At 71.6% G+C, this 26,305-nt stretch carries 13 protein-coding genes; 8 read left to right on the top strand and 5 right to left on the bottom strand.

The annotated features are described in order from the left end of the window. The first annotated feature begins 240 nt into the window (after positions 1 to 240). The 3 genes from OG798_RS50610 (at position 241) to OG798_RS50600 (ending at position 4,184) form a co-directional block, all read left to right on the top strand. A complete protein-coding gene (locus tag OG798_RS50610; protein WP_328760195.1) occupies positions 241 to 1,344 on the top strand; it encodes an LLM class flavin-dependent oxidoreductase in 1,104 nt (367 codons plus the stop codon). A 138-nt stretch (positions 1,345 to 1,482) separates the two neighbouring features. After that, positions 1,483 to 1,917, top strand: coding sequence for a tetratricopeptide repeat protein (locus tag OG798_RS50605; protein ID WP_257016219.1), 435 nt, complete (start codon positions 1,483 to 1,485; stop codon positions 1,915 to 1,917). Positions 1,918 to 2,180: 263 nt separating this feature from the next. After that, positions 2,181 to 4,184 (top strand): protein kinase domain-containing protein, encoded by a 2,004-nt coding sequence (locus OG798_RS50600; RefSeq protein ID WP_328759607.1) that lies wholly within the window; start codon positions 2,181 to 2,183, stop codon positions 4,182 to 4,184. Positions 4,185 to 4,211: 27 nt separating this feature from the next. Here the strand turns inward: OG798_RS50600 and OG798_RS50595 are convergent, their stop codons facing one another. Then, the gene (locus OG798_RS50595) at positions 4,212 to 8,972 is read right to left on the bottom strand and encodes an NB-ARC domain-containing protein (RefSeq protein WP_328759606.1); all 4,761 of its coding nucleotides are present in this window, start codon (positions 8,970 to 8,972) and stop codon (positions 4,212 to 4,214) included. Further along, entirely contained in the window at positions 8,962 to 14,781 is a 5,820-nt protein-coding gene (locus OG798_RS50590) for a hypothetical protein (protein ID WP_328759605.1), read from the bottom strand. The genes OG798_RS50595 and OG798_RS50590 overlap by 11 nt, the downstream gene beginning before the upstream one ends. 178 nt (positions 14,782 to 14,959) lie before the next feature. Here OG798_RS50590 and OG798_RS50585 point away from each other — a divergent pair, with 178 nt between their 5' ends. Next, a complete protein-coding gene (locus OG798_RS50585) occupies positions 14,960 to 15,889 on the top strand; it encodes an S-4TM family putative pore-forming effector (protein ID WP_095850388.1) in 930 nt (309 codons plus the stop codon). A 41-nt stretch (positions 15,890 to 15,930) separates the two neighbouring features. Here the strand turns inward: OG798_RS50585 and OG798_RS50580 are convergent, their stop codons facing one another. Next, on the bottom strand, positions 15,931 to 17,358 hold the full coding sequence (locus tag OG798_RS50580; RefSeq protein ID WP_328759604.1) for an alkaline phosphatase family protein: 1,428 nt from the start codon (positions 17,356 to 17,358) through the stop codon (positions 15,931 to 15,933). Positions 17,359 to 17,573: 215 nt separating this feature from the next. Then, complete coding sequence (locus OG798_RS50575; protein WP_097228627.1) at positions 17,574 to 18,311, bottom strand: SAM-dependent methyltransferase; 738 nt, start codon at positions 18,309 to 18,311, stop codon at positions 17,574 to 17,576. Between the two features lie 355 nt (positions 18,312 to 18,666). Between OG798_RS50575 and OG798_RS50570 the strand changes: the two genes are divergently transcribed. Both OG798_RS50570 and OG798_RS50565 read left to right on the top strand, forming a co-directional pair. Continuing rightward, positions 18,667 to 20,592, top strand: a complete 1,926-nt coding sequence (locus OG798_RS50570) for a glycoside hydrolase family 5 protein (RefSeq protein WP_328759603.1) — start codon at positions 18,667 to 18,669, stop codon at positions 20,590 to 20,592. 117 nt (positions 20,593 to 20,709) lie between these two features. Next, positions 20,710 to 21,900 carry an MFS transporter gene (locus tag OG798_RS50565; RefSeq protein WP_121413521.1) on the top strand — a complete coding sequence of 397 codons (1,191 nt, stop codon included), beginning with the start codon at positions 20,710 to 20,712 and terminating at the stop codon, positions 21,898 to 21,900. A gap of 49 nt (positions 21,901 to 21,949) precedes the next feature. Here OG798_RS50565 and OG798_RS50560 read toward each other — a convergent pair whose 3' ends face one another. Continuing rightward, a complete protein-coding gene (locus OG798_RS50560) occupies positions 21,950 to 23,677 on the bottom strand; it encodes an IclR family transcriptional regulator domain-containing protein (RefSeq protein ID WP_328759602.1) in 1,728 nt (575 codons plus the stop codon). A gap of 282 nt (positions 23,678 to 23,959) precedes the next feature. Here OG798_RS50560 and OG798_RS50555 point away from each other — a divergent pair, with 282 nt between their 5' ends. Further along, entirely contained in the window at positions 23,960 to 24,706 is a 747-nt protein-coding gene (locus tag OG798_RS50555) for an aquaporin (protein ID WP_183126900.1), read from the top strand. Between the two features lie 98 nt (positions 24,707 to 24,804). After that, entirely contained in the window at positions 24,805 to 26,274 is a 1,470-nt protein-coding gene (locus OG798_RS50550) for an aldehyde dehydrogenase family protein (protein ID WP_121413523.1), read from the top strand. Positions 26,275 to 26,305 lie beyond the last annotated feature (31 nt).

The following is a 26,305-nucleotide window of genomic DNA, read 5'->3' as shown; positions in this document are numbered from 1 at the left end:
GCCTGTCCGGCATGCGCGTGGTGTTCGGCCGGCCACGCCCGGCTACGGTCCATCGAGGCCCGCTAGGTGATGCATCACCTACATTAACCTCGACTTTTGATGTGTCAACCAGATGCCTGGGTGAGCGTGCCGAGCTCTTCCGAGGCCAAGGCGTCGAGGGAGCGACTGAGACGGAATACCGAGGCTCGGCGCCACGTTCACCGCTTCAGTTGATACATCAACCGCATGGAGATGGGTGCAATGCAGTTCGGGATCTTCACCGTCGGTGACGTGACCACCGATCCGACCACCGGCCGGACACCGACCGAGCATGAGCGGATCAAGGCGATGGTGACCATCGCGCAGAAGGCCGAGGAGGTGGGCCTCGACGTCTTCGCGACCGGCGAGCACCACAACCGGCCGTTCGTGCCGTCCTCCCCCACCACCATGCTCGGCCACATCGCGGCACGGACGGAGAAGCTCATCCTCTCCACGTCGACCACACTGATCACCACCAACGACCCGGTGAAGATCGCCGAGGACTACGCGATGCTCCAGCACCTCGCCGACGGACGCGTCGACCTCATGATGGGCCGCGGCAACACCGGCCCCGTCTACCCCTGGTTCGGCAAGGACATCCGCCAGGGCATCCTGCTCGCCATCGAGAACTACGCGCTCCTCCACCAGCTCTGGCGCCAGGAGACCGTCGACTGGGAGGGCAGGTTCCGCACACCCCTGCAGTCCTTCACCTCCACCCCCCGCCCACTGGACGACGTACCCCCCTTCGTCTGGCACGGCTCCATCCGCTCCCCCGAAATCGCCGAACAAGCCGCCTACTACGGCGACGGCTTCTTCGCCAACAACATCTTCTGGCCCAAGGAACACTTCCAGAAACTCATCAACCTCTACCGCGAGCGCTACGCCCACTACGGCCACGGCACCCCCGAACAGGCCATCGTCGGCGTCGGCGGCCACATCTACATGCACCACAACTCCCAGAACGCCATACGCGAGTTCCGCCCCTACTTCGACCACTCCCCCCAGATGGGCGGCGGCCCCTCGCTGGAGCAGTACATGGACCAGACGCCACTGACCGTCGGCTCGCCGCAGCAGGTCATCGAAAAGACACTCACCTTCCGCGAGCACTTCGGCCACTACCAACGCCAGTTGTTCAACGTGGACGGCATCGGCATACCCCTCAAGACCGTGCTGGAGCAGCTCGACCTCCTCGGCGAAGAAGTCGTACCCGTCCTCCGCGAGGAATTCGCCAGGAACCGACCGGCCACCGTGCCCGACGCTCCGACACACACCTCACTGGTCGCCGCTCGCGACGCCGAGCGCATGTCCGCGGCGTCGACCGGCTGAGTCCTCGGACCCGTCGAGAGCCGGCTCGTGATGAACACCAGGTCGAAGTCCTGCGGCCCGTCGAGGACTTCAACAGCGGCCGTCCGGCTGCGAGAACTCCGGACGGCCGCCGCACACGACTCCAGGAAGGGAAACGTCGTGATCGACAACCTCAACGACTACCAGCCGAACGGCGACGTCGCGGCCGACCGCTGGGCAACTGCCCGGCACCTCTTCGACCATGGTGTCGGTGTCCCCCACGAGGAGACCACCGGCGAGCGTTGGGAGCGGGCCCAGGCGCGCTTCGAGGCCAAGGACTACGCCGGGGCCGCCAAGCTGCTCGCCGCCGTCGTCGAGGAAGTCCCCGAGCAGACCGGCCCCCGACTGCTGCTGGCCCGCGCGTACTACCACTCCGCGCAACTGCGGCGAGCCGAGGAGCAGTTGCGCGAGATCATCGACCGTGACCCGGTCGAGCACTACGCCCACCTGATGCTCGGACGCACGCTGGAACGCCAGGCACGCCACGACGAGGCCGCCCCCTGGCTCCGCATGGCCGCCGCCTTCACGGGCGAACTCCCGGCCGACACCATCTGACCGAAGTACGTCTCACCTCCCGCCCGCAACGACGCGTGCGGTTCGAAGCGGCCGGCCCGCCTTGCGTTGGGTGGAATCAACCAACGCAAGGCGGTCGCCGCCGGCCCATCCGCACATGACCTCGGCGCCGAACCGTCGCCTGGAACCAGGACGTTCAGTGGACAGCCACAGACTCCGGGCGGAATCCGGCCAACTCGCCTGTCGTACAAGTGTGCTGCGCTAATCTCGCGCTCACACGCGTCACGCGAGAGACCAGGAACCCCATGCCAGTGCAGCACCGCGGCCGGTCCGAAATATTGGCCTACGCGGCGGTCGGTATGGAACCGCCGCCCGTGATCCCGCTGCGGAAGAGCGACCCGAGGCAGGCGGGCCCGTACCGGCTGGAGACGGTGCTCGGCAGCGGTGGCATGGGCCGGGTCTATCTCGGCCGGGACACCACCGGCGGGGCAGGTCTGGCCGCGGTCAAGGTGATCCGGCCCGAATACGCGGAAGACCCGCTGTTCCGGAAGCGTTTCGAGCGGGAGGTCGGCGCGCTGGACCGCGTCAAGGGGGCGCACATCGTACGGCTCATGGGCAGCGGCTGCGATGAGGACCTGGTCTGGGTCGCCACCGAGCACATACCGGGGCCCACTCTCTCGGACGTCGTCACCGAGCGCGGCCCGATCGACGCGGCGGCGGCCTGGCGGCTGCTGGCGGACGTGGGGCGTGCGATCGAGGCCATATGGCGTGCGGGGCTCGTCCACCGCGACCTCAAACCGTCCAATGTGATCCTCGGAGCCGACGGTGCCCGCGTCATCGACTTCGGTGTCGTCCAGGCCGGCGACGGCACCTCCCTCACCGCCACGGGCCAGAACGTGGGAACCCCCGCCTACATGTCCCCGGAACAGACCAGAGGCCTGGAGGTGACCGCCGCCTCCGACGTCTTCTCCCTGGCCTCCACCCTCACCTACGCCGTCGCGGGGCAGGCGCCGTTCGGCGAAGGCACGGGTGTCGACGTGCTGCACCGGGTGGCCTTCGAATCGCCGCGGGAAGAAGTCCTCGGCAAGGTGGCGGACGTCGATGCGGAACTGGCCGCGTTCATCCGCACCTGCCTGGACAAGGATCCCGAGCAACGGCCGTTACCGGAGACCGTGTTCAGGACCGCCATCGGGCACCAGTTGTCGGCGCCCACCGGCGGCCCCTCACAAGCCGCACGCAAACATCCGTCCAAGCGTGCGCCCCTCCACGCCGAGCGGTCCGAGGCACTTCCCGCCGCCGCGCCCTCCGCCCCGCGCGCCGCATCGTCGGCACCCAGCGCGAGAGCCGCCCCTGCCGCGTCCAGGAAGCGCGGACGGTTGATAGTGGGGGCCGCCGCAACGGCGGCTGTCCTGGTCGCCGCGGGCGTCACCGTGACGCTGCTGCAACGAGGCGACAGCCGGACGTCGGCGGCCCCCCGGCCGGAGACATCCCCGGCCGTGTTCGGAAACCCGCCCCCGACGCCCGGCATGTCCAAGAGCGCGCCCACCTCCACACCGCCGACGACGGACCGGGCGGCGGGCAAGCCGTCGAGTCCGGCCGAGACGCGGAATCCCACGTCCCTGGACCTCAGGTCCGCCGCGTGCGCCGCCGAGATCGTCTCGGGAGCCCACGGCGACTGCGTCAAGGCCCTGCAACTGCTGCTCGCGGGCTACGGACTGCATGTCACGGTCGACGGGCAGTTCGGGGAGGCGACGGTCACCGCGCTCAAGGCCTTCCAGGCCGAGGCCGGGATCGCCGTGAACGGAAAGGCCGACGCGGAGACCAAGCAGCTGCTGTACGGCATGGCGCGCGGGCCGGTGCAGGTCGGTTCGCTGACCGTGACCGAGAGCGTCGACGGCGCCTCGGTCGCCAGGTGTCTCGACGCCCACACCGGGGCCACGGGCGGGGACGGCCTGAACGTCCAGGTGTGGACGTGCAACGGCACAGCTGTCCAGAAGTGGGCTCTGCATCGCGTGCCCGGTCAGGGTTCCCATTACATCGTCGTCAATCAGGGCAACCACCGCTGTCTGGACGCCGGCCTCGGCACCGTCGGCCAGAACGGCCAGAAGATCCGCGCCAGGAACTGCAACGGGCTGAGCGCCCAGCGGTGGCGCCTCGGCGCCTCCGGTCCGTCCGGCGGCCGGACTCTGGTCAGCGTCCCGGACGGCTTCTGTCTGGACGCGGAGGCCACCTCTTCCGGGAAGGACGGTCAGACGGTCCAGGGCTTCGGGTGCGCGGGCAGCACCAACCAGGTGTGGAGCTGGTCCTGACATAACGTCAGGAAGGGTGGCCCGTGCTCACCGGTCGTCCACCACGTCGGAGGAGACCTCGCACGCGTACAGGCCCGCCGAGCCTCCAAGGACGAGGCGATGCTCGTACGGGTGGAAGGAACAGGAGGACAGATGGCCGTCCACCCTCAGCCGGCACACCTCGACCGCCGTCCCGGTGTCCCACAGATGCGCCGTTCCGTCCATGGTGACGGCCACGAGACTCGTTCCGTCCCGTGACACGGCCACGGACCACATCGCGGATCCGTCGCCCTCCAGGACATGGCGTGGCCGTCCCGTGGCGGGATCCCACAGGAGCACATGGCCGTCGTAACCGGCGGTGGCCAGGTGCCGTCCGTCGTGCGACCAGCACACGGCGCTGACCGAACTCCTGTGCCCCGGCCAGAGGTCGATCCTCCCCGTGGGACGTCCTGCGGGGTCCAGGTGGATGGCACGCACCTCCATCGACGAGGTGGCCGCGATCAGTCGAGAGCCGTCGGGGGCGAACGACAGCGCGTTGACACTGGCCCCCAGCGGGGTGGTGTGGACCCCTTTCCAGGTCTCGGTCTCCCACAGCACCACGTCGGTGTCGGCGGCCGCGGCCCATCGTCCGTCAGGGCTCCAGGCGACCGCCGCCGCGTAGGTCAGCTTCCTCGCGAGGGTACGGATCACCTCGCGCCGGCCGGCGTCCCACAGCAGGACCCTGCCGTCGTCACCGACGCTGAGCAGCCGACCCCCGTCCGGCGCCCAGGCCATGGCCCTGAGGTCGCCGTCATGGGCTCGCACGGCGTACCGCGGCCAGGCGGGAAGTTCCCCGATCCCCCTGTCGGTCACCATCAGTTGGCCTCCGGCGTTCCCCGCGGCCAGTGCGCCGGTGGGTGACCAGAGCACGGTGTTCACCCGCTCGGCCAGTCCGGCGTCCGGGGCGGAGTGCCGGTCGAGGATCCAGAGCCGTACCGCCGGTTGACGGCTGCCCACGGCGATCCGGTCCTCGTTCGGTTGAGGAGCGATCGCCCGTACCTGGACGCCTCGGGCGGAGAAGGTGTCCTCGAGTTCCAGGCACGGTCCGTCCGGCTGCCGGGTGAACTTCCAGACGAAGACAGTCCCGTCGTTGTCCCCCGCGAGCAGCGCGTCCCCCGGCGAGGTCCAGCACAGCGACTGGAACCACGCCGCCCCGGGACGCGCCTGTCCGGAGATCCGGGCCACGACCGTGGCGCTGCGGCGGTCGATGACGGTCACGGTCGCCGAATGGCCGATCACGGCCAACAGGTCGCCGTCGGGATGCCAGTCCAGTGCCTGGACCGACGGTCCGCCCGTGTCGACCACGGTGGGCTCGGCCTCCGTCGCCGCCCGCTCCCAAAGCTGAACCCGGCCGTCGGCGAGACCGACGGCGAGCCCTCCGTGCTCGTGCCACCGCACAGCCGTACAAGAGGTGTCGCGCGGGCCGGGGAGCGGCGGTCCCAGGCCGTCCTTGTCGTAGGGCTCGTGCCACAGCCGTACCTCTTTGCCGAGGGCGACGGTGACGGCCCGGGAGTCGGGAGTGAAGGCGACCATCACGCGCTGCTGGTCCTCTTCGGAGAGGACGAGCCGCCGTGTGATCCGGTGCTCGGAGGGATCCACCAGGACCACCTCCCCGCGGTCCGTGCCCACGGCCAGGGTCGAGACGTCGGGGCTCCAGGACAGGCTGACCACTGAGCCGTCGCCTTCGCCGGCCACGTCCACCACCGCGTCCGGTCGTTCGTCGTCGACGCGGCGGATCCTCAGCGTGCCGTCCCCGCTGCCGCTGACCAGCACCCGGCCGTCCGCCCGCCAGCACAGCGCGTGCACGGGCCCCGTGTGGCCGGTCAGTACCCGCCACAGCCGCCCGTCCGGATCGTCGGGGAAGGGTTCCGTCGCGACGAGCCCGCCGCGCAGGACCTCGTGCGTGTGGTGCAGTCGTCGCCGGACCTCCTTCCATGCCAGACAACGGCTGTGCAGGGTGACGGCGAGATCGAGGCGCCGCACATGACCGGCCAGGAGATGAGCCTCTCCGTGGACCAGTTCGCCGAGTTCCATGGCGAAGCGGTCCATTCTCAGGACCGGGAACATCGAGCAGTAGCGCGCCGCTTCCGCCTCCAGGGCGGCCGGACCGCTGCGCCAGACCCGTTCGACGAGAAACCGGAAGTCGGTGGTGGTGTGGTGGAGGTCGGTGGAGGCGAGGGCTCCCGCGAGGTGGTAGGTGACGTTGTCCAGGAACGCGGGATCGGCGCCGGGTGCGGCCAGGGCGTGCCAGCCCGCCCCGCCGCACAGCGCGGCATGCCCCTCCAGCAAGGTCTGATGTGCCTGCCGGACCGCTTCCGGGTCGCGACGGCGCAGGACGTCACGGATGACGTCGTGCAGCCGTACGCCCTCTGGGTCGTGCTGGGCCAGCAGGGAGTGCTCCTCCAGCCGCACGCACTCGCGGCGCGCGGTCAGTTCGGACACTCCCCAGAGCCTGGCGAGCCAGCGGTAGGGGATGTGCTGGTCCTCCGGGAAGCAGGCCATGGCCGCCAGCCGGCCCAGTGAACCGCGGCCGGTGCGCGGGATCCGGGCCAGTTCGTGGAGGCTGAGGTCGACCGTGGCTTCCACCGTGCGGATGCCGGGGGCCGGATAGGCGTCGAGGGGGCCCGCCAGACCGTACCGGTCCAGCTCCTCGGCCATCTCGGACACGACGTCCGGCAGGGCCATCCCGCTGCGGTGAACCATGCTGCGCAGTACGCCGTTCAGCAGTCTCAACGCCAGCGGCCAGTTGCCGGAGCGCTCGAACAGCGGGAGCAGCGTGGTGTTGTCCGCTCCCTCGATTCCCGCTGCCAGCAGGTTCAGGGACTGCGCGGAGGACATGCGGTCGATGCGGATCAGCGGCGCCGACGCGTCCAGCACCCCGGGTCTGCGGGTGGTCACCAGCCGGACGCAGCCGCTGCCGCCCCAGAGGAAGGGTTCCACGTCCTCCCGACGCCACACGTCATCGACCACGAGCAGTACGCGGCGGCCCTCCAGCGTCGCGCCCAGATGTTCGCCGGCCGCCTCCACCGTGGCGTAGACCGGGGGTTCGGTGCCCGTGAGAAGCGTGACGAGGTCGCGGGCCCAGGCGATGATCCGCTGGTGCGGTGGGTCCTGGCCGAGCTGCGCCCACAGCACACCGTCGGGGAAGGCGGCTCGCACCTCCGGGTGGTGACAGACCCAGGCGGCGAGCGTGGTCTTGCCGAAGCCTCCCGTGCCGTGGACACCGGTGACGGAGGAGGTCAGGCCGACGGCGCTGTGTCCTTCCGTCGGTACCCGCTCACCCGCCGCGGCGGCCGCCAGGAGGGAACGGAGCAGGTCGGTGCCTTCGGCGGGCCGGTCGACGAAGTCGGTCGGCACGGCGGGGGCCATGTGCGGGACGGGGGGCCGGTTCGCCGGTGGTGCGGCGGCGTTCGCCGGTGGTATGGCGGCGTTCGCCGACGGTGTGGCGGCGTGGACGTCGGGCTCTCGTAGGGCGACGGTCGTGGCACGGGTGGTCGTGGACGCGCGCCCTGCCGCACCTGCCTGCGACGGGGGCGAGACCGCGGGCACGGACGAGGGCGGCAGCACCCCGTGCCGCGACAGCAACTCGCCGCCCGCGTGGGCCGCCAGACGGAAGAACCTCCACCTGCGGGCCTCGCCCAGGTCCTCGTAGGTCGTGAAGCGCAACGCCGTCGCCAGGACGGACAGCAGCAGCTGGTCCGACCACAGAGCCTGCCAGCCGCCCGATGCCACGTCGGCACAGGCGGAGTGCAAGTCATCGACGAGAAGTGCCAGTTCGGGCACGATGCGCGCCGCATACGCGTCCCTCGGATCGACCACGTGGCGCAGCAAGGCGAGCTCGTGCTCGTCGATCAGGCCGGTCGGCGCTCTCTCGGCCAGGACCGACAGCATCAGTGTCGCCACGTCCCGGGTGAGCGGGGCGTCTTCGGCGAAGGTGGACAGATCGATGAGCCGAAAGGCGTCAGGACGCAATGTGCCCCTGCGCAGGGGCACCAGGGCGTTGTGCAGATGCAGGTCACCGTGGGCCAGCCCGTGCACGACCGGGATCCGCGGGTCGGGCAGCTCGGCATCGCCTACGGTCATGGCCAGCGGATTCGGCAGGACGATGTCGCCGATCTCGATCCAAGCCGTGTCGGGGCGCAGGTTCTCGATCCCGGCGCCGTAAGCCCGTGTCGAACCGCCCTCGGCGACCGACGTGTCGAGTTCGCGCCGCAGGAACTCGGAGACGCTCACGAGTTCGGTGTCCTTGGGCTCGAGCCCCTGGTTCCAGTCGGCGACGAGGCCGGTGACGACAGTGCGAAAGGTCGACCGCAGGTCCTCGTCGTTCAGCTGCGCCATCGTGACGACGTTGCGCAGGTCGTCACCGGCGGGGCTCTGGAACGTCAACAGCCGTCCGTCGCCCACCGGGTGCGGCGGGTAGAGCTGTTGGGTGAGGTGCTGCCGGGCGAAGTCGCCCCGGAGTTCGGAGGCCCGTCGCGCCCGCGTGTGGGCGGCGTGTTCCACGCGCTGATCGGCGGGACACAGCTTGACCACGACGATTCCCGGACCCGGTGTGATCGTCACGGCTGCCAGCACCGCTCCGGTGTACCCCTTGCCGGACGGGGCCCACTTGGGGCGCAGGGGCCGCACGGTCACCGCCATGGTCTCGGCCCACTCGACCAGTGCCCGCGCCGAGCGCTCGTCGCCCAGGCACTCGCTGAGCTCCTCCACACCGCTCGGCGCGTCCTCCGCCGAAGTGCGTGCCCGCCCCGGGGCCGGTTCAGGACTCATCGTCACCCCGCGAAGACACCGGCAGGTCCGCCTCGGCCGCCGGACAGGACACGGTCAGCATCAGATAGCCTCCCCCTCCCGCGAGGTACACCATGTCGCCCTGGACGGTGACGTCGTTGACGGTGAAGGGCAGCAGCAGCCGTACCGGTGCGGTGTCGTGGCTCGGCCGGTCCAGCAGGAGCAGCTCTACGCCGTCCTCGACGGCGTAGACGACGAACGGCCGGCCGTCGGCCGTCCGGCCGGCCCTGGGCGGACCGACAAAGGCGTCGTGTGCACGCGACCGGTGGACCACGGCGCCCGACTGACCGCCGGTCTCCGGGTTCCAGACCTTCAGCCCGCACGCGTCGTCGGCGCTGTGGCCGGTGACCACGACCGGAGGCGACGCCGCCACGACGGTGGCTCCGATGACGCGTGCGTCGTCCCTCGACAGGTCGTGCACTAGCGAGCCGTCGACGGCGTCGTACACCGCCAGGCCACCGTGGGTGTCGCCCGCCAGTACCCGCATGCCGTCGCCGCCGGGTACGGGCATGACGACCGTGACCATGCCCAACTCCTCAGCGAGAGGCGGCAGTGCCCGGGCGGGCCCGTCGTCGCCCCATGCCCAGCGGACCAGCAGGCCGCCCTGGGTGCCCGCGACCAGGACCGGGTCGGAGCCGGGCGCGGACACCCACGCGAGGCTGATCACGTTGCGGGCGGCCTCCGACAACGGCCGGCCCGAGGGTGTCGCCGCGGGCACGTCCAGGTCATTCATGTCGCCGGTGGCCGGATCCATGACGCGGACCTGCCGACGGTCGGCCGTGGCCAGCAGTACCCGCCCGGGACGTTCGAGCACCGCGAGCCGGCCGGGTGCCGTCAATTCGCGTTCCAGCAGCACTCCCGTGCCGGGTTCGAGAGCGAAGATCTGCAGCAGTGTGGACGAGGTCACGGCGATCCGGCCGCCGTCGGGCCCGCTCCACCCGGCGACCGCGAAGGGGTGGCCCGTGGGAATGGGCAGTGCGCCCACGGAGCGGCCGCTGCGGGCCGACCAGAGGTGGATACGGCCGTCGTCGCCGAGCGTGGCGAAGTCGGCCGACACCCCGTCGACCGCGATCAGATGGGCGTCGGCGTCGTGCAGGTCGTACGCCTCCGGGTCCTGGCTGACCTCGTCGAGCCGCCACAGGTCCGCACCGCTGTTGTGCCCGACCGCCACATAGCGTCCGCCTTGGCGCAGCGCGCCCATGGCGAGGGCGTGGGCGGTCGAGCCGACCAGTGTGGTCGAGTCCCGGCCCGGGCCCCATTCCCACACCCGGATACGGCCGACGGTGTCCACGGCCACGATCGCCGGCCGCGGCACACCCGCGGGGCCGATGTGCACGGCGTGGACAGACATGCCCGCCTCCTGCAAGCGGCGCGGCGGGGAGTGCTCCTCGCCGTTCCACAGGTCGACCGCGCCGCTGACGTAACCGAGCGCGATGCCGGATCCGCCCTCGCCCTCCCAGCTCGCGGTGCAGACCGGGACCTCGGGGAAGGGCCATGGGCGTGTGCCGGTCGACGACCGCCACAACAGGGCCTCCTTCGAGTGCAGGCCCGTCGTGATCAGCAACACGCCATCGGCGCGGTCCGGTTGCAGTGCCGCGAGCTGGATGTTGAAGGCCGCGTCGAGGTCGATCGTGTGGCGCAGACGACCGGTGTCGGGCTCCCAGACGGTGACCCTGCCGCCGGCGCCCACCGCCAGCACGTCGGTGCCGTCGCGGTCCCGCACCACGGTCGCCGTGGTGATGGGTTGACGTCCCGGCTCCCATTCCACGGGCAGCACGAGCACCTCGTCGGTCCGGCCCGGGCGCCAGACGCCGACGTGTTCGTCCGTCCACCCGGCGAGGAACGCCTCGCCGTCGGCACCGACGCCGTGGACGAGACCGCGCCGGAAGTCCACCGGGTGTTCGGCCCGCAGCGCGCGCGTCGTCGCGTCCCAGACCCGGACGCCGCCGTCCCGGCCGGCCGTAGCGACGACGGGGAAGCCGTCGTCGTCGAGGTAGGCGGCCATGGCCCACACCTCGGCCGCCCCGGACAGAATCGTCTCGACGAGCGCGCCCGAGTCCGGGTCCCGCACGTCGAGGAAGCGGCCGTTGGCGATGAAGAGCAACGGGTCGCCGTCGCGGCTGTCCTCACATGCCAGGGCCGACACCGGCGCGCCCTCGGCCACCGACTGCCGCAGCGCCTCGTGGCGGACCCGGACATGGACGACGGACACCGGCATGCCGGCCGCCGCGGCGAGCGCGTCGGAGAGTCCGTGCCGGTTCATCACGGTCGCGGCGACCGACAGCAGAAAGCCCCGTCCCGGAGGCGAGGCTGTCCGCAGCCGGTGCAGGTAGGGGCGCAGCAGGCGGCTCAGGGAGACCAGTCGTTGTGTTCCCGAGGAGACCAGCGCCTCGTGCAGCCGGTCCGGGTCGCAGTGCGTCAGCAGCCCCGGGTCGTCGGTCAGGGACGTGAGCTCGCCGCCCTGGCGCGCGTGTTCGGGCAGCGCACGCCGCAGATAGGCCGACGCGCGCCGCCACTCCCGCGTGCCACCCGCGACCAGTGTGTCGAGCAGCGCCCCGGTGATGGCCCGGTGGGCCACCGTGCGGTCGCCGCGGCCGGTCAGGAACGACTCGGCGAGCGCCTCGTGGTGGAAGCGGTAGGCGCTGGGGCCGCCCGCGTCGACCTCCATGACCAGGTGGGTCGCCACGCGCTGCTCCAACAGCGCGGTCACGTCCGCGTCGCCGAACGTGCGCCCGTCCGGATCCAGTCGGGTGGCCAGCAGCGCCCACAGGTCGGTCGCACCGGCCGTTTCGCGGGTGAGTCCGATGCCTTCTGCGAACGCGAGCGGGCGCAGCAGCGCCAGTTGTCGGTCGGCCTCCTCCACCCCGTAGAAGGCCTCGATCTCCTGGCGCATCGCGTCCCCGATGCGCTGTGGGAACTGCCGACGCCACGCCGGGCTCTGCGCATCGGCCGGTGCGCTGTCCAGCGTGTGCCGGCGGGCGACATGCGCGGCCAGCAGGAAGGAGTGGCGGGCCTGGGTCTCGATGGAGCGGGCGAGCACGCGACGCGCCCGCGGGCCTGTGGCGTAGATGTTGGGGTTTCCCCGGTCGTTGACCTCGACCGAGAGCAGCCGCTCGCAGTACTCGGCGATGTCACCGGTCTCCAACCACGGTGCTTCGCCCACGTCCACGACCGTGCCACCGTCCCCGACGAGGGGCCCGATCAGGTCTCCACGGGGTGCCAGTACGTCCGTGGGGTCGTGCCCGACCGGCCGGCTCCTGGTGGCAATCAGCAGGCGGGGGCCGCCGGACCGGGCCTGTTGGACCAGGGGACGCAGCACCTCGGCGACGATGCGGTGCGGGTCGTACGCCTCGTCCAGGCCGTCGAGGGCGATGACCGGCGGCAGCGCGCCCGCACCGGAGCCCTCCGTCACCCGCTCCAGGCGGGCCTTCACCTCTTCCAGGGTGAGTTTCGTCAGGCGCATGGTGAGGGCGAAACGGAAGTCCTCCGGCGGGGTCTCCGCGGGCCGGAAGGCGCCGGGATGCCCACGCAGCCGTTCCCGCAGGTCCGGTACGGTGGCCACCACCGTGCGCGCCATGACGGTGCTCTTGCCCGACCCCGGGGCTCCGGTGAGGACGAGCACCGGTTCGGCCGGGTCGGCGAGCCACTCGGTCACCCGCTTGTTCAGCTTGCGGCGTCCGCTGAAGAACCAGGCCGACTCGCCGACCCCCGTCGAGGCCCGCGCCGTCGGCTCCCACCAGGACGACATCTCGCCGGGGTCGACGCCTGCGAGATGGTGCCGGGGGTTGGGCAGGCAGCGGTTGGGACCGGCCGGGGTCGGCGAGGCGACCCGAATCGCGTACCCGGGTGGCGCGGTCGCGCGCAGCCGGTCGGCGAGCTCGTCCAACGCGAGGTAGGGCTGGTCGCGGGGCGTGTCGCCGCAGGTGGTCAGGGCGTGCGCCCACGCTGTGGCGAATCCCGCGCCGGGCTCGCCCGCCGAGCGGACCGCGACCACCAGGTGCAGGCCTCCGGAACGGCCCTCGCCCGTGCCGAGGTCCGCCATCATCGCGGCGGCCTCACGCGTCACGTCGTCCGGGTCGGCGCCGCGCACGTCGAGCACGAGCAGCAGGGATCCGGCCCCTTCGCCCGGGGGCCGTTCCCGCAGGCCTTCCAGCAGCGAGGTCAGCGGCAGGGTGCCGCGGTCGTGCCCGGGCCGGGAGCTCGGAGTGTGCAGGACCAACTGGCGCGGCCTGCTCGTCGTCGCCTCAAGACGCTCGACCACGCCGGTGACGTAGAGCGCGACGGCGTCCTGCGGGCCGGTCCGCGCCAGCCTATGCGCGATCAGGTCCCTCGGGACCTGTGGGCCGGTGAGGGGCACGACGACGTCGCCTGCGCTCTCGTATCCGACCGCGCGGAACGAGCGGACCGCCGTCGCGGCCGTTTCCCGCACCGCTCCGGATGCCTCGTCCTGGTCGTCGCCGGGAACGACGACCAGCAGGGATCGGTTGAACCCGTCCTCGACACGCAGCGGTTCGGCGGCCCCCTGCGGTGGGCGGCTCGTACTGGTCCTCGTGCGAGGCACCGCCGTGACGGCCACGCGGTCGATCAGCCGCCGGACCTCGGGTGCGTGTACACCCCGGGATTCCAGGAACGCGGTGCCGGCGTGGGCGGCGAGGCGCAGCAGCCACCAGCGGGCCTCGGCGTCGACGTTCTCGAAGGAGAGGTGAAGGAGGGCGGTGGCGACCAAGGAGAGCAGGAGTTGCTCGGACCAGTTCTCCTCGAACTCGGCCTGGAGGAAGGCGGGCCTGGCCGCATAGCGCACGGCGTCGACGAGTGCGGTCGTGTCGGAGGGCGAGTCGCCGGCCGCCGCCGCGGTGCGGTCGACGAGGTAGTGCAGCAGGGCCTCGTTCTGCGCGGGCGTCTGGGCGGGCAGCAGGCGGACGACGGAGGAGACCGCCAGCATGGCGAGGTCGGCGCTGAGCGGGGCGGCCTCGTCGAACGTCGACAGGTCGACGAGCCGGAAGGACTCGTGCTCCACTCTCCCGTCGACACGCGGCACGAGCACGTTGTCCTCGTGCAGGTCCCGGTGGGTCAGCCCGGCGATGAACTGCACACGGTCGTCACGGCCGACCACCGAGCCGTCGAGAAGGGCCAGCGGATTGACCAGTGGTCTGTGCGGGCCGTCCTCGGCCGTCTCGATCCAGCAGGCGCCGGGGTCGAGCAGCGTGGCGTCGACACCGAGAGCGTCCGCCAGGTCGGTTACCGCCGCGGCGGAGGTCGCGTCGAGTCCGTCCCGCAGGAAGCCGGACACCGTCAGCTCGTCCAGGTGCCAGGTGGTCTCCTCGGTCCAGTCCTGCGTCAGCGCCCGGGCGACCGCCGCGGCCGTCAGGGCCCGGTCGGCCGGGGCGAACTCCGACATCGGACGGCAGCGGGCCAGGCTCGCGCCGGCGATGTTCTGCAGCAACAGCTCGCCCCCGCCCGGCAGTCCGATCGGGTCGCCTTCCATGGAGACCAGATGGCGGGCGGCGAAGTCAGCCGGAGACATCTCCAAGGCGGCGTGGTGGCGCGCGCCTTCGCGGCGTCGGCCGTCCGCGGGACAGACCTTGACGACGTATTTGCGTGGCCGCTGCGGTGCCGGCGGCCGCGACCGCTCCACCACCGCGGCGAGCCGCGCGCCGGTGTAACCCGCTGCCGTCCAGCGGGGTTCGGCCAGGTCGACCTCCCGGTTCCGGGAGCTCGCCGCGGCGCGCAGCACCTCGGATGCCTCGGTTCCGAGCACCGCCGCGAGGCGGAGCGTCGCTTCATCCCCCATCCGGCCGACTTTATTGCAAGCCGTGCTCGCCTGCGGGGTCGTCGGGATCTCTCCCGCGGCGCCGGTGCGATCCCCGCCACCGGTCGCCCGAAGGCATACGCCGGACGGCTCCTGGGCATGTCCCCGGAGTCCGGCCGCATCGGACATTCAGGATCTTCTGACTGTCAGGGGGGACAGCATGAGTCCACGGACGCTGCTGCCGATCGTCGAGCACCAGAACGATCCGGAGATGCTGCGGCTCCTGCGCGCCGCGTCCGCCTCGCACGCACGCGCCCAGCGACTCGCCTCCGGTCATGTCGTGGTGTCCACGGTGCTGGCGGTCGGCGCGGTGGTCGGCGTCTTCGTGCCCGTGGCGCTGACTCCGCTCAGCCTCGTCGGTCTGGTGTGGGCGGTCGTCTACGCCGTGGGGGCGAGCGCCTGGACGAAGAACGAGTTCCGCAGGGCGGCCCTGCTCCAGGAGACCTTCGACACCCGGTTGTTCGGACTTCCCTGGAACCACGTGCTCGTCGGCCGTGGGCCGTCCGCCGACGAGATCAGCCGGTTGGCGCGTCACTACCGTGGATCGCCCGCGAGGCTGCGCGACTACTACGAGATCCAGGACCTGCCCCGCCCCTTCGACGTCGTCGCCTGCCAGTTGCAGAACCTCGGCTGGGGCTCACGCATCCGCCGCCGCTACGCCGGCTTCGTACGGACGGGTCTCGTCCTGTGGTGCGCGGCGGGAGTGCTGGTCGGCGTGCTGAACCGGATGCCGCTGACCGACGTTCTGATGCACTGGTACGTCCCCTCCCTGGGACTCCTGCTGCTGGGCGTCGACACCTACCAGGCGCAGCAGGACACCGTGGCCGCGCGGGAGCACGCGCGGAAGGCACTGCTGACACGGACCGAGCAGTACGCGCGGGCCGGAGCTCTCGAGGCGCAGGCCGCCGGAATGCTGTCGCTGGCGCGGCAGGTGCAGGACGTGCTGCTGCAGACCCGGCTGACACAGGCGCGGGTGCCCAACTGGTTCTTCAACCGCTTCCTGGACACCGACCGCGCGGACTTCGCAGCCGCCATGGACGAACTCGGCCGCCTGGTCACCGGGCCGACCACCGCCTCCGGACAGGGCTGACCCCGGAGCCGCTGCCCCGGAGCCCGCACGCTGAGCGGCCGTCAGACGTGCGGCCGGTCTCCCGTCTCCTGGTGTGGGAACGACTGGTCGGCGCCCGGAAGGGTGGGTGCGGGCAGTGTCGCCACTTGCGCCTGCGCCTTCTCCAGTTGCCGCGCCGTGTCGTCGGGCAGGAGCGGCGGCAGCGGCTGTGGCTGCGTGAAGCGGAAGGCCGAGGTGAAGTCGCCGAAGGCCGAGCGGCGCCAGGCGCTGATGTTCGGCTCCTGGACGCCGGTGAACTGTTCCAGGAACCGCAGGGCCGAGGTGTGGTCGAAGGCCTCCGAGGCCACCCAGCCGCCGACCGTCCAGGGAGAGACGATGATCGCGGGGACGCGGAAGCCGCCTCCGATGGGCAGTCCCTTGACGAACTCGTCGGCGGTTCCGGCCGGAGGCGTCGGCGGCGGTACGTGGTCGAACAGGCCGTCGTTCTCGTCGTAGTTCAGGATGAAGACGGTCTTGCTCCAGACCTTCGGGTTGGAGGCGATCGCCTCGATCTTCGACGCGACGAAATCGGCGCCCGCGGCGGGCAGGTGGTCCGGGTGCTCGGACTGGAAGCTCGTCGGCATGATCCAGGAGACGGCCGGCAGCCGGTCGTTGCGCGCGTCGTCCTCGAACGCGCCCTCCGGCTGCGGACGCAGGCCGCGCTCGTACAGGTCGGACCCCGGCACGGCCGCGCGGAAGCTCGCGAACTGCTCCAGCATGTTGCAGTCGTAGTCGTCGTCCTGCTGGTACACCTTCCAGCTGACCCCGGCCGCCTGCAGCCGCTCCGCGTACGTCGTCCACCGGTACGGCGTCGGGGCCGTGTTCCCGATGATCGGCCCACCTCGTGTGCCGCCGGGGTCGATCGTGCCGGTCATCCAGTACAGCCGGTTGGGCCACGTCGGCCCGAACACCGAGCAGAAGTAGTGGTCGCAGACGGTGAACGTCTCGGCGAGGGCGAACTGGAAAGGGATGTCCTCGCGGGTGTAGTAGCCCATCACGTATGGGCCGTTGACGCCGTCCGCCTTGCGGTGCGCCGGCAGCCAGCGGTCCATCTTCCCGCCGTTCCACGCGTCGTGCTGCACCGCCCAGGCATGGCTGGTGGAGGGGATCGCCTGGGCGCTGGAGGCGTGGGTGTCGAGGTGGAAGGGGAGCAGATACCCCTTCGGGTTCACGACGTCGGGCTGGTAGAACACCGACCGCCCGGTGTCGAGCTTCAGCGCGTGCGGGTCGGCGAAGCCGCGGACGCCGGACAGGGTGCCGAAGTAGTGGTCGAAGGATCGGTTCTCCTGCATCAGCATGACGACGTGCTCGATGTCGCGGAGCGAGCCGTGCTTCGGCGGCCCGGCCGCGACGGCCTTCTGGACGCTCGGCGGGAGGAGGGAGAGTGCCGCGGCGCCGCCCAGCGCGCCCGCGGCCGAACCCAGGAGTCTGCGGCGGGTCAACCCTGTCATGGACACCCCTTCTTGAGGTTGCGTCAGCTCTCCGGCGTGCAGGTCGGTCCGCACGCGGACCGACCTGCTGGATCACTCTGCTCGGAGGCACCGGCGCTGGGGCGGAGGCGCACGGTGATCATGACGACATTGTGCGGCGAAGGGTCGGCCGAGCGATGACCGGCATGGACGCTGTCGCAGGCGGACAGGGGTTCGCCGGACCGGCGCGGGCGGCTTCAGTCGGACGTCGGGCGCAGGATCAGGCAGACGAAGCCGAAGACGTCCCGGTAGACGCTCAGCCATTCGGTGCGGTGGGTGGTGGCCGCCGCCAGCGCCTGCGAACTGTCCGGATCGTCGGGGTGGTCCAAGGCCCATGAGGCCAGTGACCCCGTCCAGGCCCATTCGTAGTCGTCGAGCTCCCGGCTCGTGCTGATGTGCCCGTCGACGGGTGTCCATCCGTCGGAGATGACGCGGTCCACGGTGGTCGGCAGGTCGGCGAGGTCGCCGAGCATCTCCACGGCGTCGGGGGACGGCTCCTGTGACCAGAATCCGTCACCGACCAGGACGCGACCGCCGGGAGCCAGGTGTTTGCGTGCCGCCTCGAGGGTGGCGAGCAGGCCGCCGAAGGCATGCGTGGCGCCGACGCTGATCACCAGGTCGAACATGTGCGGGGCAGCGAAGTCCGCGGCATTCTCCTGGTGGAGCACGAGGCGCTCTTGCAGGCCGAGGGTGCGCGCGGCCTTCCGGGCGTGTGCCAGCGCGCTCTCGGAGATGTCGACGCCCTCGGCCCGCAGGTGCGGATGCGTGGCCAGCGCGCGCAGGAGCCACTCCCCGCCACCGCAGCCGAGGTCGAGTACGCGCGCGCCACCTCGCGGAATACCGCGTTCCAGCAGTCGGCGCACCGAGTCGTCGTCGAGCGGGGCCGCAATCGGATGGTCCGCATGGGCAAGCCTGGAGATCTGTTCACGATTCACTGGCGGAGCCTGGCACGGACCCAGGCCGCACGCACCTGCTTTTTCTCCGGGCCGCACCGAACGGATCGTTCGGACCCAACGCATCAGATGGATCAGACAGATCAGATGGATCAGACGGATCGAACCGATGGGGGCGGCGTCGACTCAGGAAAGGACGGCCGCAACAACCGAGGTCGACCCGGCTACCGCCCGCCCATAGGCCGGCGGCCGCTGCCGATTGTAGGCTGGCGGCCGCCACCAAGACCGGTGACCAGGGCCGGCCTTGATGTCACTCTGGAAGGGCGCCACTCACCGGCGCTCGTCCCTCGCGATACCGACTCGCCAGCCTCACCCCAGCGCCCCCACAGAGGACCGGATGCCGACCATACGTAGACTTGTCAAGTACCTGACATCAGGGACGGCCGTTCTCGCGCTGCTGACCACGGCGCCGACGGCCATGGCCACCGTCCCGGAGCCCGTCGCCGCCAAAGCCCTCCCCCAGGCCAACGCCGCGGCGGCCGACACCTGGCAGCCGCCGCTGTCGACCCAGGGCCGGTACATCGTCGACGCCCGGGGAAACCGGTTCCGCCTGAAGTCGGCCAACTGGGACGGCGCTCAGGGCTCATGGACCGGAAGCGGCAGCAGCACCGACCCCGCCAACCACCACGCAGGCCAGGACTCCTACGGCATCCCCCTCGGCCTCGACCGTGCCCCGCTGCCCGAACTGCTCGCCGACTTCCACGAACTCGGCATCAACAGCATCCGGCTGCCGTTCTCCAACGAGATGATCCACGCGACAGCGCCCGTGCCGGACGTGGCCGTCGCCGCCAATCCGCAACTGCGCGGCAGGACGCCCCTGCAGATCTACGACGCCGTCGTGGCCGCCCTCACCCAGGACGGGTTCGCGGTCATCCTCAACAACCATACGAACACCTCCCGTTGGTGCTGCGGCATCGACGGCAACGAACGGTGGAACAGCAGCCAGTCCACCCAGCAGTGGACGGACGACTGGGTCTTCATGGCCCGCCGGTACGCCACCGACTCCCGTGTCGTGGGCGCCGACCTCTACAACGAGGTACGCCGCGACGTACTGGACGACCCCAACTGGGGCACGGGCGACGGGCACGACTGGTACGCCGCCGCCCAACAAGCCGCGGACCGCATCCTCACCGAGGCCAACCCCAACCTCCTCATCGTCATCGAGGGCATCAACTGGACCGGCATCCCCGTCGACGGACTGCCGCACGACCGCCCCACCCTCACCCCCGTGCGCACGCTCTCGCACACCCTCGTGGACGCCCACAAGCTGGTCTACTCCGCCCACTTCTACGGCTACACCGGCCCCCGGCACAGCGGCGCCACCGGAATCGGCGAGACCCACGACGCCCGCTACCAGGACCTGACCCGCGACCAGCTGTACCAGGTCCTCGCCGACCAGGCCTTCTACGTCACGACAGAGGGGCAGCACTACACCGCGCCGGTGTGGATCAGCGAATTCGGCATCGGCGCCAATGAGACGGGCACCGCGCCCCGCACCTGGTTCGGCAACATCACCGACTACTTCGCCGACCATGACGCCGACTTCGCCTACTGGCCCCTGGTCGGCTGGGAGGGCCACGACGACTGGGCCCTGCTGCGCTACGACACCGCGGGACGACGGTACGGCATCCTCGACCAGGGCGACTGGCGCGCCACCGCCTGGAGTCACCTCATGACCGCTCCCACACGTACCGGAACCATCACGCCGGTCCCTGTCTGGCGCATGCTGACCACCGACCACGGCGACCAAGTGCAGTCCCTGCGCGTACGAGCCGGCGGCGACTGGGATTCGGGGGCCTACAAGGCCGCCTGCCCCGACGGCCTGCGGCTGATCGGCCTCAGCCACACCTCCGGGCGTGGCCTGTGCACCGACACCACCACCGGCGACCTGCGGGCCGCAGGCAACGCCCAGACGGTCGTCACCGACGAACGCTACGTCCCCACGGGCGGCGACTGGGCCAGTGGCTACACCAAACTCCAGTGCCCCGCAGGGCAGTTCCTCATCGGCTACAGCCGCCGCGGTGACCGCGTGTCGGCGGCCCTGTGCGCACCCGGGCGCACCCCGCTGGGGGCCACCGGACGGACCGTCTGGTTCGACCGATCCGACACCCGGCCCGCCGACCTGGCGGGCGGCGACTTCGCCTACGGCGTGTACAAGGGCCAGTGTTCCGCCGACGAGTACGCCGCCGGTATCGCCTTCACCACCCGCGTGGGCAGCACCGCGGGCCCCGCCGCCCTGCTGTGCACTCCGCTGAAGCCCTGAGCCCCTCACCGCCCCTTACCACCTCTCACCTCCGAATCGCCGCAGGTGGGTGTTACAGACGCGCCGCGGCCGCGGCCCGACCGGGCCGGGGCCGTGGGCGGGGTTACCGTCGGCGGCATGGACGGTGATCGCCGAGGGTGGCGCCAGTGTTTGCTCAGCGGGGCGGTGTTCGTCGTGTGCATGGCCGGCACCACGCTGCCGTCTCCCCTCTACGGCCTCTATCAGGAGAAGTTCGGGTTCTCCGAGCTGACGGTCACCGTCGTGTACGCCGTGTACGCCTTCGGGGTCATCGGCGTGCTGCTGCTGACGGGGAACGCCTCGGACTCCGTGGGCAGACGTCCGGTACTGCTGTGGGGCCTGGGGTTCTCCGCGGCGAGCGCCGTCTGTTTCCTGTGCGCCACGGGGCTGGGCTGGCTGTACGCGGGACGGCTGCTGTCGGGGCTGTCCGCCGGTCTGTTCACCGGGACTGCCACGGCGTACGTGATGGAGTTGGCGCCGTACGGCGGCGCCTCCCGGGCCACGTTCGTGGCGACGGCAGCCAACATGGGCGGCCTCGGCTGTGGCCCGCTGCTCTCCGGAGTGCTCGCGCAGTACGCCGCCTGGCCGCTGTACCTCCCGTTCGCCGTGCATCTCGCCCTGGTGGCCTGCTCGGCCGTCGTCCTGCTGCGGCTTCCGGAGACCGTGCGGGAGCGGCGGCCGCTGAGCACCGTACGGCCGCAACGGCCCGGCCTGCCCGCGCAGGTGCGGGCGGTGTTCGGGCCCGCGGCGATCGCCTCGTTCGTGGGGTTCGCGCTGTTCGGGGTGTTCACGTCGGTCAGCCCGGCGTTCCTCGCGCAGTCGCTGAAGGTGGACAACCACGCCGTCAGCGGGCTGGTGGTCGCGCTGGCCTTCTTCGCCTCGACCGCCGGGCAGCTCGCCGTCGGCCGGGTCGGGATGGGGCGATCGCTGCCCCTGGGCTGCGCGGCACTCCTCGTCGGGCTGGCGCTGCTCGCGGGCGCGCTGCGGTGGGACCTGATGGTGCTGGTGGTGCTGAGCGCGCTCGTCGGCGGGGGCGGGCAGGGGCTGGCGTTTCGCGCGGCGCTGTCCGCGGTGGCCGAGGCGTCTCCCGCGGACCGGCGCGCGGCGGTGATCTCGATGCTGTTCGTGGTGGCCTACGCGGGTATCTCGGTGCCGGTGATCGGTGTGGGGCTCCTGGCGGTTCACATCGGCCTGGAGGGCGCGGGGCTGGTGTTCATCGTGTGCATGGCCGTCCTGGTCTCGACCGCGGCCGTGTACCTGCTGCGGCGGCCGGTACCGGCGAGGACGTGAGCGCGTACGGACGCGGTGACGTACCTGACCTGTTCCAGTCTCCGGAGCGTCAACCCGTCTCCACGGGCGCGTGGGCACTCGCGAGCGCCAGGTCCGCTTCGACACGGGCGGCGCACGCGCTCAGCGCGGAGAGCATGGTGTCCCGGGTGTGCTCGGGTGACTCCGGGCCGGCGTGCATCGCGACGTTCAGCGCCGCGACGGCGCGCCCGCTCCGGTCCCTGACCGGTACGGCGAGTGAGCGCAGCCCTGCCTCCAACTCCTGTTCGACCAGGGCGAATCCGTCGTCGGCGGCTTGGGCGAAGGCCGCGGTGAGCGCCTCGGGCGAGGTGAGCGTGTGCGGGGTCAGGGCTTGCGGGCGGAGGGATCGGATGCGTTCCGGCCACTCGGCCCGCGGCAGATCCGCGAGCAGGACGCGTCCCATGGAGGTGGCGTAGGCGGGCAGTCGGGTGCCGGGGGTGATGCGGGCGCTGGTGATCTGCCCGGTGGCCACGCGTGCGACGTATCGCACCTCGGCGCCGTCGAGCACCGCGAGCGAGGCGGACTCCCGCACCCGCGACACCAGATCGGCCAGATGTGGCCAGGCGATGTCGGCGAGGGTCAGCGTGGACAGTCGTGCGTATCCGAGTTCCAGGACGCGCGGGCCCGGGAGGAAACGGCGCCCGTGCTGTTCCACGTAGGAGAGTTCACTCAGCGTCAGCAGATTGCGCCGGGCGCTCTGATACGAGAGTCCGGCGGCCTCCGCGGCCTCGGCGAGGGTGAGCCCGCCGCGCCGCCCGCCCAGCGCGGTCAGTACGGCCAGGCCCCTGGCCAGCGCCTGGAGGAAGGACGGCCCCAGTTCGGGCTTGGCGTCGGCGTACGCGGGGGCGGCGGGCGGCGGCGCGGCGGGCAGCGGGTGCGCGGTGCCGTACAGCGCGTCGGCGATGTCCTGGGCGGCCCGATCCATCTCGGTCAGGGCGTGGGCACGGAGGTCGTCGGCGCTGTGGCGGCTGGTGTGCGCGAGCACGCTGATCGCGCACACGGGGCGGCCGTCTGGGTCGCGGACGGGGACCGCCAGCGCGACCAGCCCCGGGGCGACCAGTTGGTCGTCCAACGCCCAGCCGTTCGCGGCCGCCGCCGTCGTCCAGGACGCGAAGTCGGCTTCCGTCCGCTCGGGGCGGGGAGCCGTGGGGCGCGTGGGGACGGCCGGAAAACCGGCGTCCAGGGGGTCGGCCGCGCGCCGTGCTCGCCAGGCCTCGTGCGTCGACGGGTCCCAGCCGGTGGCGAGTACGGCTCCGGCGGCGCAGCGCTCGGAGGGCAGCAGATCGCCGACGCGGAAGCCGAGGGGAATCACCCGGCCGGGCGGGACGGCCGTACCGACGATGCGCGCGTCGCAGCCGTCGAGGACGATCGCCGAGACCGACTCGTCCAGGGTCCGGGTCAGCCGCTCCAGGCTCGGGCGCAGCGCGCGGGACAGGCCGCTCGCGTCGAGGTAGGCGTTGCCGAACTCCATGAGGCGCGGGGCGAGCACGAGATCGCGGCCCTCGGCACGCAGGTACCCGAGGTGAACCAAGGTGGCGGCGATCCGGTCCACGGCGGAACGGGCCAGGCCGGTGGCGCGGACCAGGTCACCCGGCCGTACCGCCTCCGCGGAATCGGCCATGACGCGCAGGACGTCCAGACCGCGTTCCAGGGGGCCGACGGCTTCCCCGCGGCCGGCTTCAGGTCCGGCGGCCTGCGGCGTGGTGCCCGTGGGCTGCTTCGACGCCCCGGCCTGCGCCCCCGCGACGCCCCGTGCCATGGCCTCTCCTCCTGCGCTTCGCCGCTCGTCGGCGCATGCGGCCGGACCCGTGTGGAGAACGCTACCGGGTCGCGGGCCATTGACAGTCGTCACCCGATCCCGCAGACTCACCGCACTCAGTAAATGAACAGAAGTTCACTCAGCGAAAAAGCGTCAGCGATAAGAGCACAGGTCGCCTGCCGGGCGCACCGCGGGACGGTCCGCACCCGGCCCCGGCCTCCCCGCGGCACGGCCGGAGCCGAGCCGCGCCCCAAGACCCCCTCCCTTGCCCCGAGGACTCCCATGAGCACTTCCGCCCAGAGCCGCGCGGACCTGATCCGGCACAGCGCGTACGAGTTCACGCTCACCACGGTGCTTCTCTTCGCCGTGGTCAGCCTGGTCCGCTGGCTCGCCTTCCCCGGCTCGTCCCTGGCGATCGGTGACCCGGACACGCTGTTCGTCGTCGCGGGAACCGTCGTGGCCGCGCTGATCGCGGCGCTGATGTACTCACCACCCGGCCGCGCGTCCGGCGGCCATCTCCACCCCGGTGTCACCGTCTTCCTGTGGACGTGCGGGCTCTTCCCGGGCCGCGCCGTCCTGCCGTACGTCGCCGCACAGCTCACCGGGTCCCTGGCCGGGACCGCGCTGGCCTGGGTGGTGTGGGGCAAGGTGGTCGGCCAGGTCGGGTACGGCGCCGTGCATCCCGCGCCCGGTACCGGCGCCGTCGAACTGTTCGTCGTCGAGGGCGCCGCGCTCGCCGCGGTGTTCGTCGCGGTCGCGCTGGTGATGTCCCGACCCGCCCTGCGCGGACTGATCCCCGCGGTCATCGGGCTCGGCGTGGGCGTGGTCATCGCCACTCTGGGCACCGTGACCGGCGCGAGCATCAACCCTGCGCGCGCCTTCGGCCCGGCGCTGCTGTCCGGCCAGTACGACCACTTCTGGAACTACATGATCGCGCCGCTGGTCGCCCCGGCTCTCGTGGGCCTCACGCACCGCGCCCTGCGCACCCGCCGCGACCGGTCCGCACCGACCGCGCCGGCAGAGGCGTGACCCGACGGCCACCGGCCGCGCCGGCCTCCTCTCCCGCGCTCCCACCCGCTCCCCTCTCTCCACTCACTCCCCTCTGCCCACTCACCCAGGAGAACCACATGTCCACCGCCCGAGGCCTGATCATCAACGGCCAGGAGGTCCCCGCCTCCTCCGGCCGCACGGCATCCGACATCAACCCCTGGACCGGCGCCGTCTGTGCCGAGGTCGCCGCCGGAACCCCCGAGGACGTACGCCGAGCCGTGGACGCCGCCGACGCCGCGTTCGAGGCGTGGGCCGCGACCAGGCCCGCCGAGCGGCGCCGGATCTTCCTGCGCGCCGCGCAACTGATGGAGGGGCGCGTCGAGGAGGTCGTCCGGCTGATGGCGGCGGAGGTCGGGGGCGTCGCGCCCTGGGCCGGTTTCAACGCCAAGCTGGCCGCCGACATCCTCCTGGAGGCGGCGGCCGCCGTGAGCGGACCCACCGGGCAGACGCTCGCCACGAACTCCGAGGGCGTCCACTCGGCGCAGGTACGGGTCCCCAAGGGCGTGATCGCCGCGATCTCGCCGTGGAACGCTCCCGTCATCCTCGGCGTGCGCGCGGTCGCGATGCCGATCGCGATGGGCAACACCGTGGTGATGAAGCCAAGCGAGGACGCACCGATCGCCTGCGGTCTGCTGATCTCGGACGTCCTGCACGAGGCCGGGCTGCCCGCGGGCGTGCTCAACGTCGTCACCAACGACCGTGCCGATGCCGCCGAGGTGGTGTCCGCGCTGATCGCCGACGACCGGGTACGGATGGTCAACTTCACCGGTTCCACGGAGGTCGGACGGGTCATCGGTGTCCAGGCCGCACAGCACCTCAAGCCCGCCGTCCTCGAACTCGGCGGCAAGAACGCCCTGCTCGTCCTGGAGGACGCGGACGTCGACTACGCGGTGGACGCCGCCGTCTTCGGCTCCTTCATGAACGCCGGGCAGATCTGCATGTGCGTGGACCGGGTCATCGTGCACCGCGCGGTCGCCGAGGAGTTCGCGGCCGGGTTCGCCGCCCGAGTCCGGGCCCTGCCGTGCGGGGATCCGGCCGACCCGGGCACGGCGGTCGGCCCCGTGGTCAACGCCGGTGCGGCCCGACGGGTCGCCGCGCTCGTCGCGGACGCCGTGGCCCAGGGAGCACGGCTGGCCGCGGGCACCGGGCAGGTCGAAGAGCCCGGCACGCTCATCCGTCCGGTCGTACTCACCGGCGTCACCAAGGAGATGCGGATCTACTACGACGAGATCTTCGGTCCGGCGACCGTGATCCACGTGGTCGACAGCGTCGACGAGGCCGTGACGCTGGCCAACGACACACCGTACGGCCTGACCGCCGGCGTGATCACCGAGAACCTGGCGACCGGTCTGGAGGTCGCCCGCCGCCTGCGTACCGGCATCGTTCACATCAACGACCAGTCGATCGCGGACGAGCCACAAGCCCCGTTCGGCGGCGTGAAGGGCTCCGGCTACGGCCGCTTCGGCGGGCAGGCGGGCGCCGAGGCCTTCACCGACACCCGCTGGATCACCGCCCAGACCTCCGGCCACGCCCACTACCCGATCTGACATCCGCCGGACGAACCGATGTCGGGACTCA

The sequence above is a fragment of the Streptomyces sp. NBC_00271 genome (genome assembly GCF_036178845.1).
In the GTDB taxonomy this organism is placed as follows: domain Bacteria; phylum Actinomycetota; class Actinomycetes; order Streptomycetales; family Streptomycetaceae; genus Streptomyces.
The sequence above is the reverse complement of the archived record's forward strand: the minus strand, read 5'-3'. Positions and strand labels throughout refer to the sequence as shown.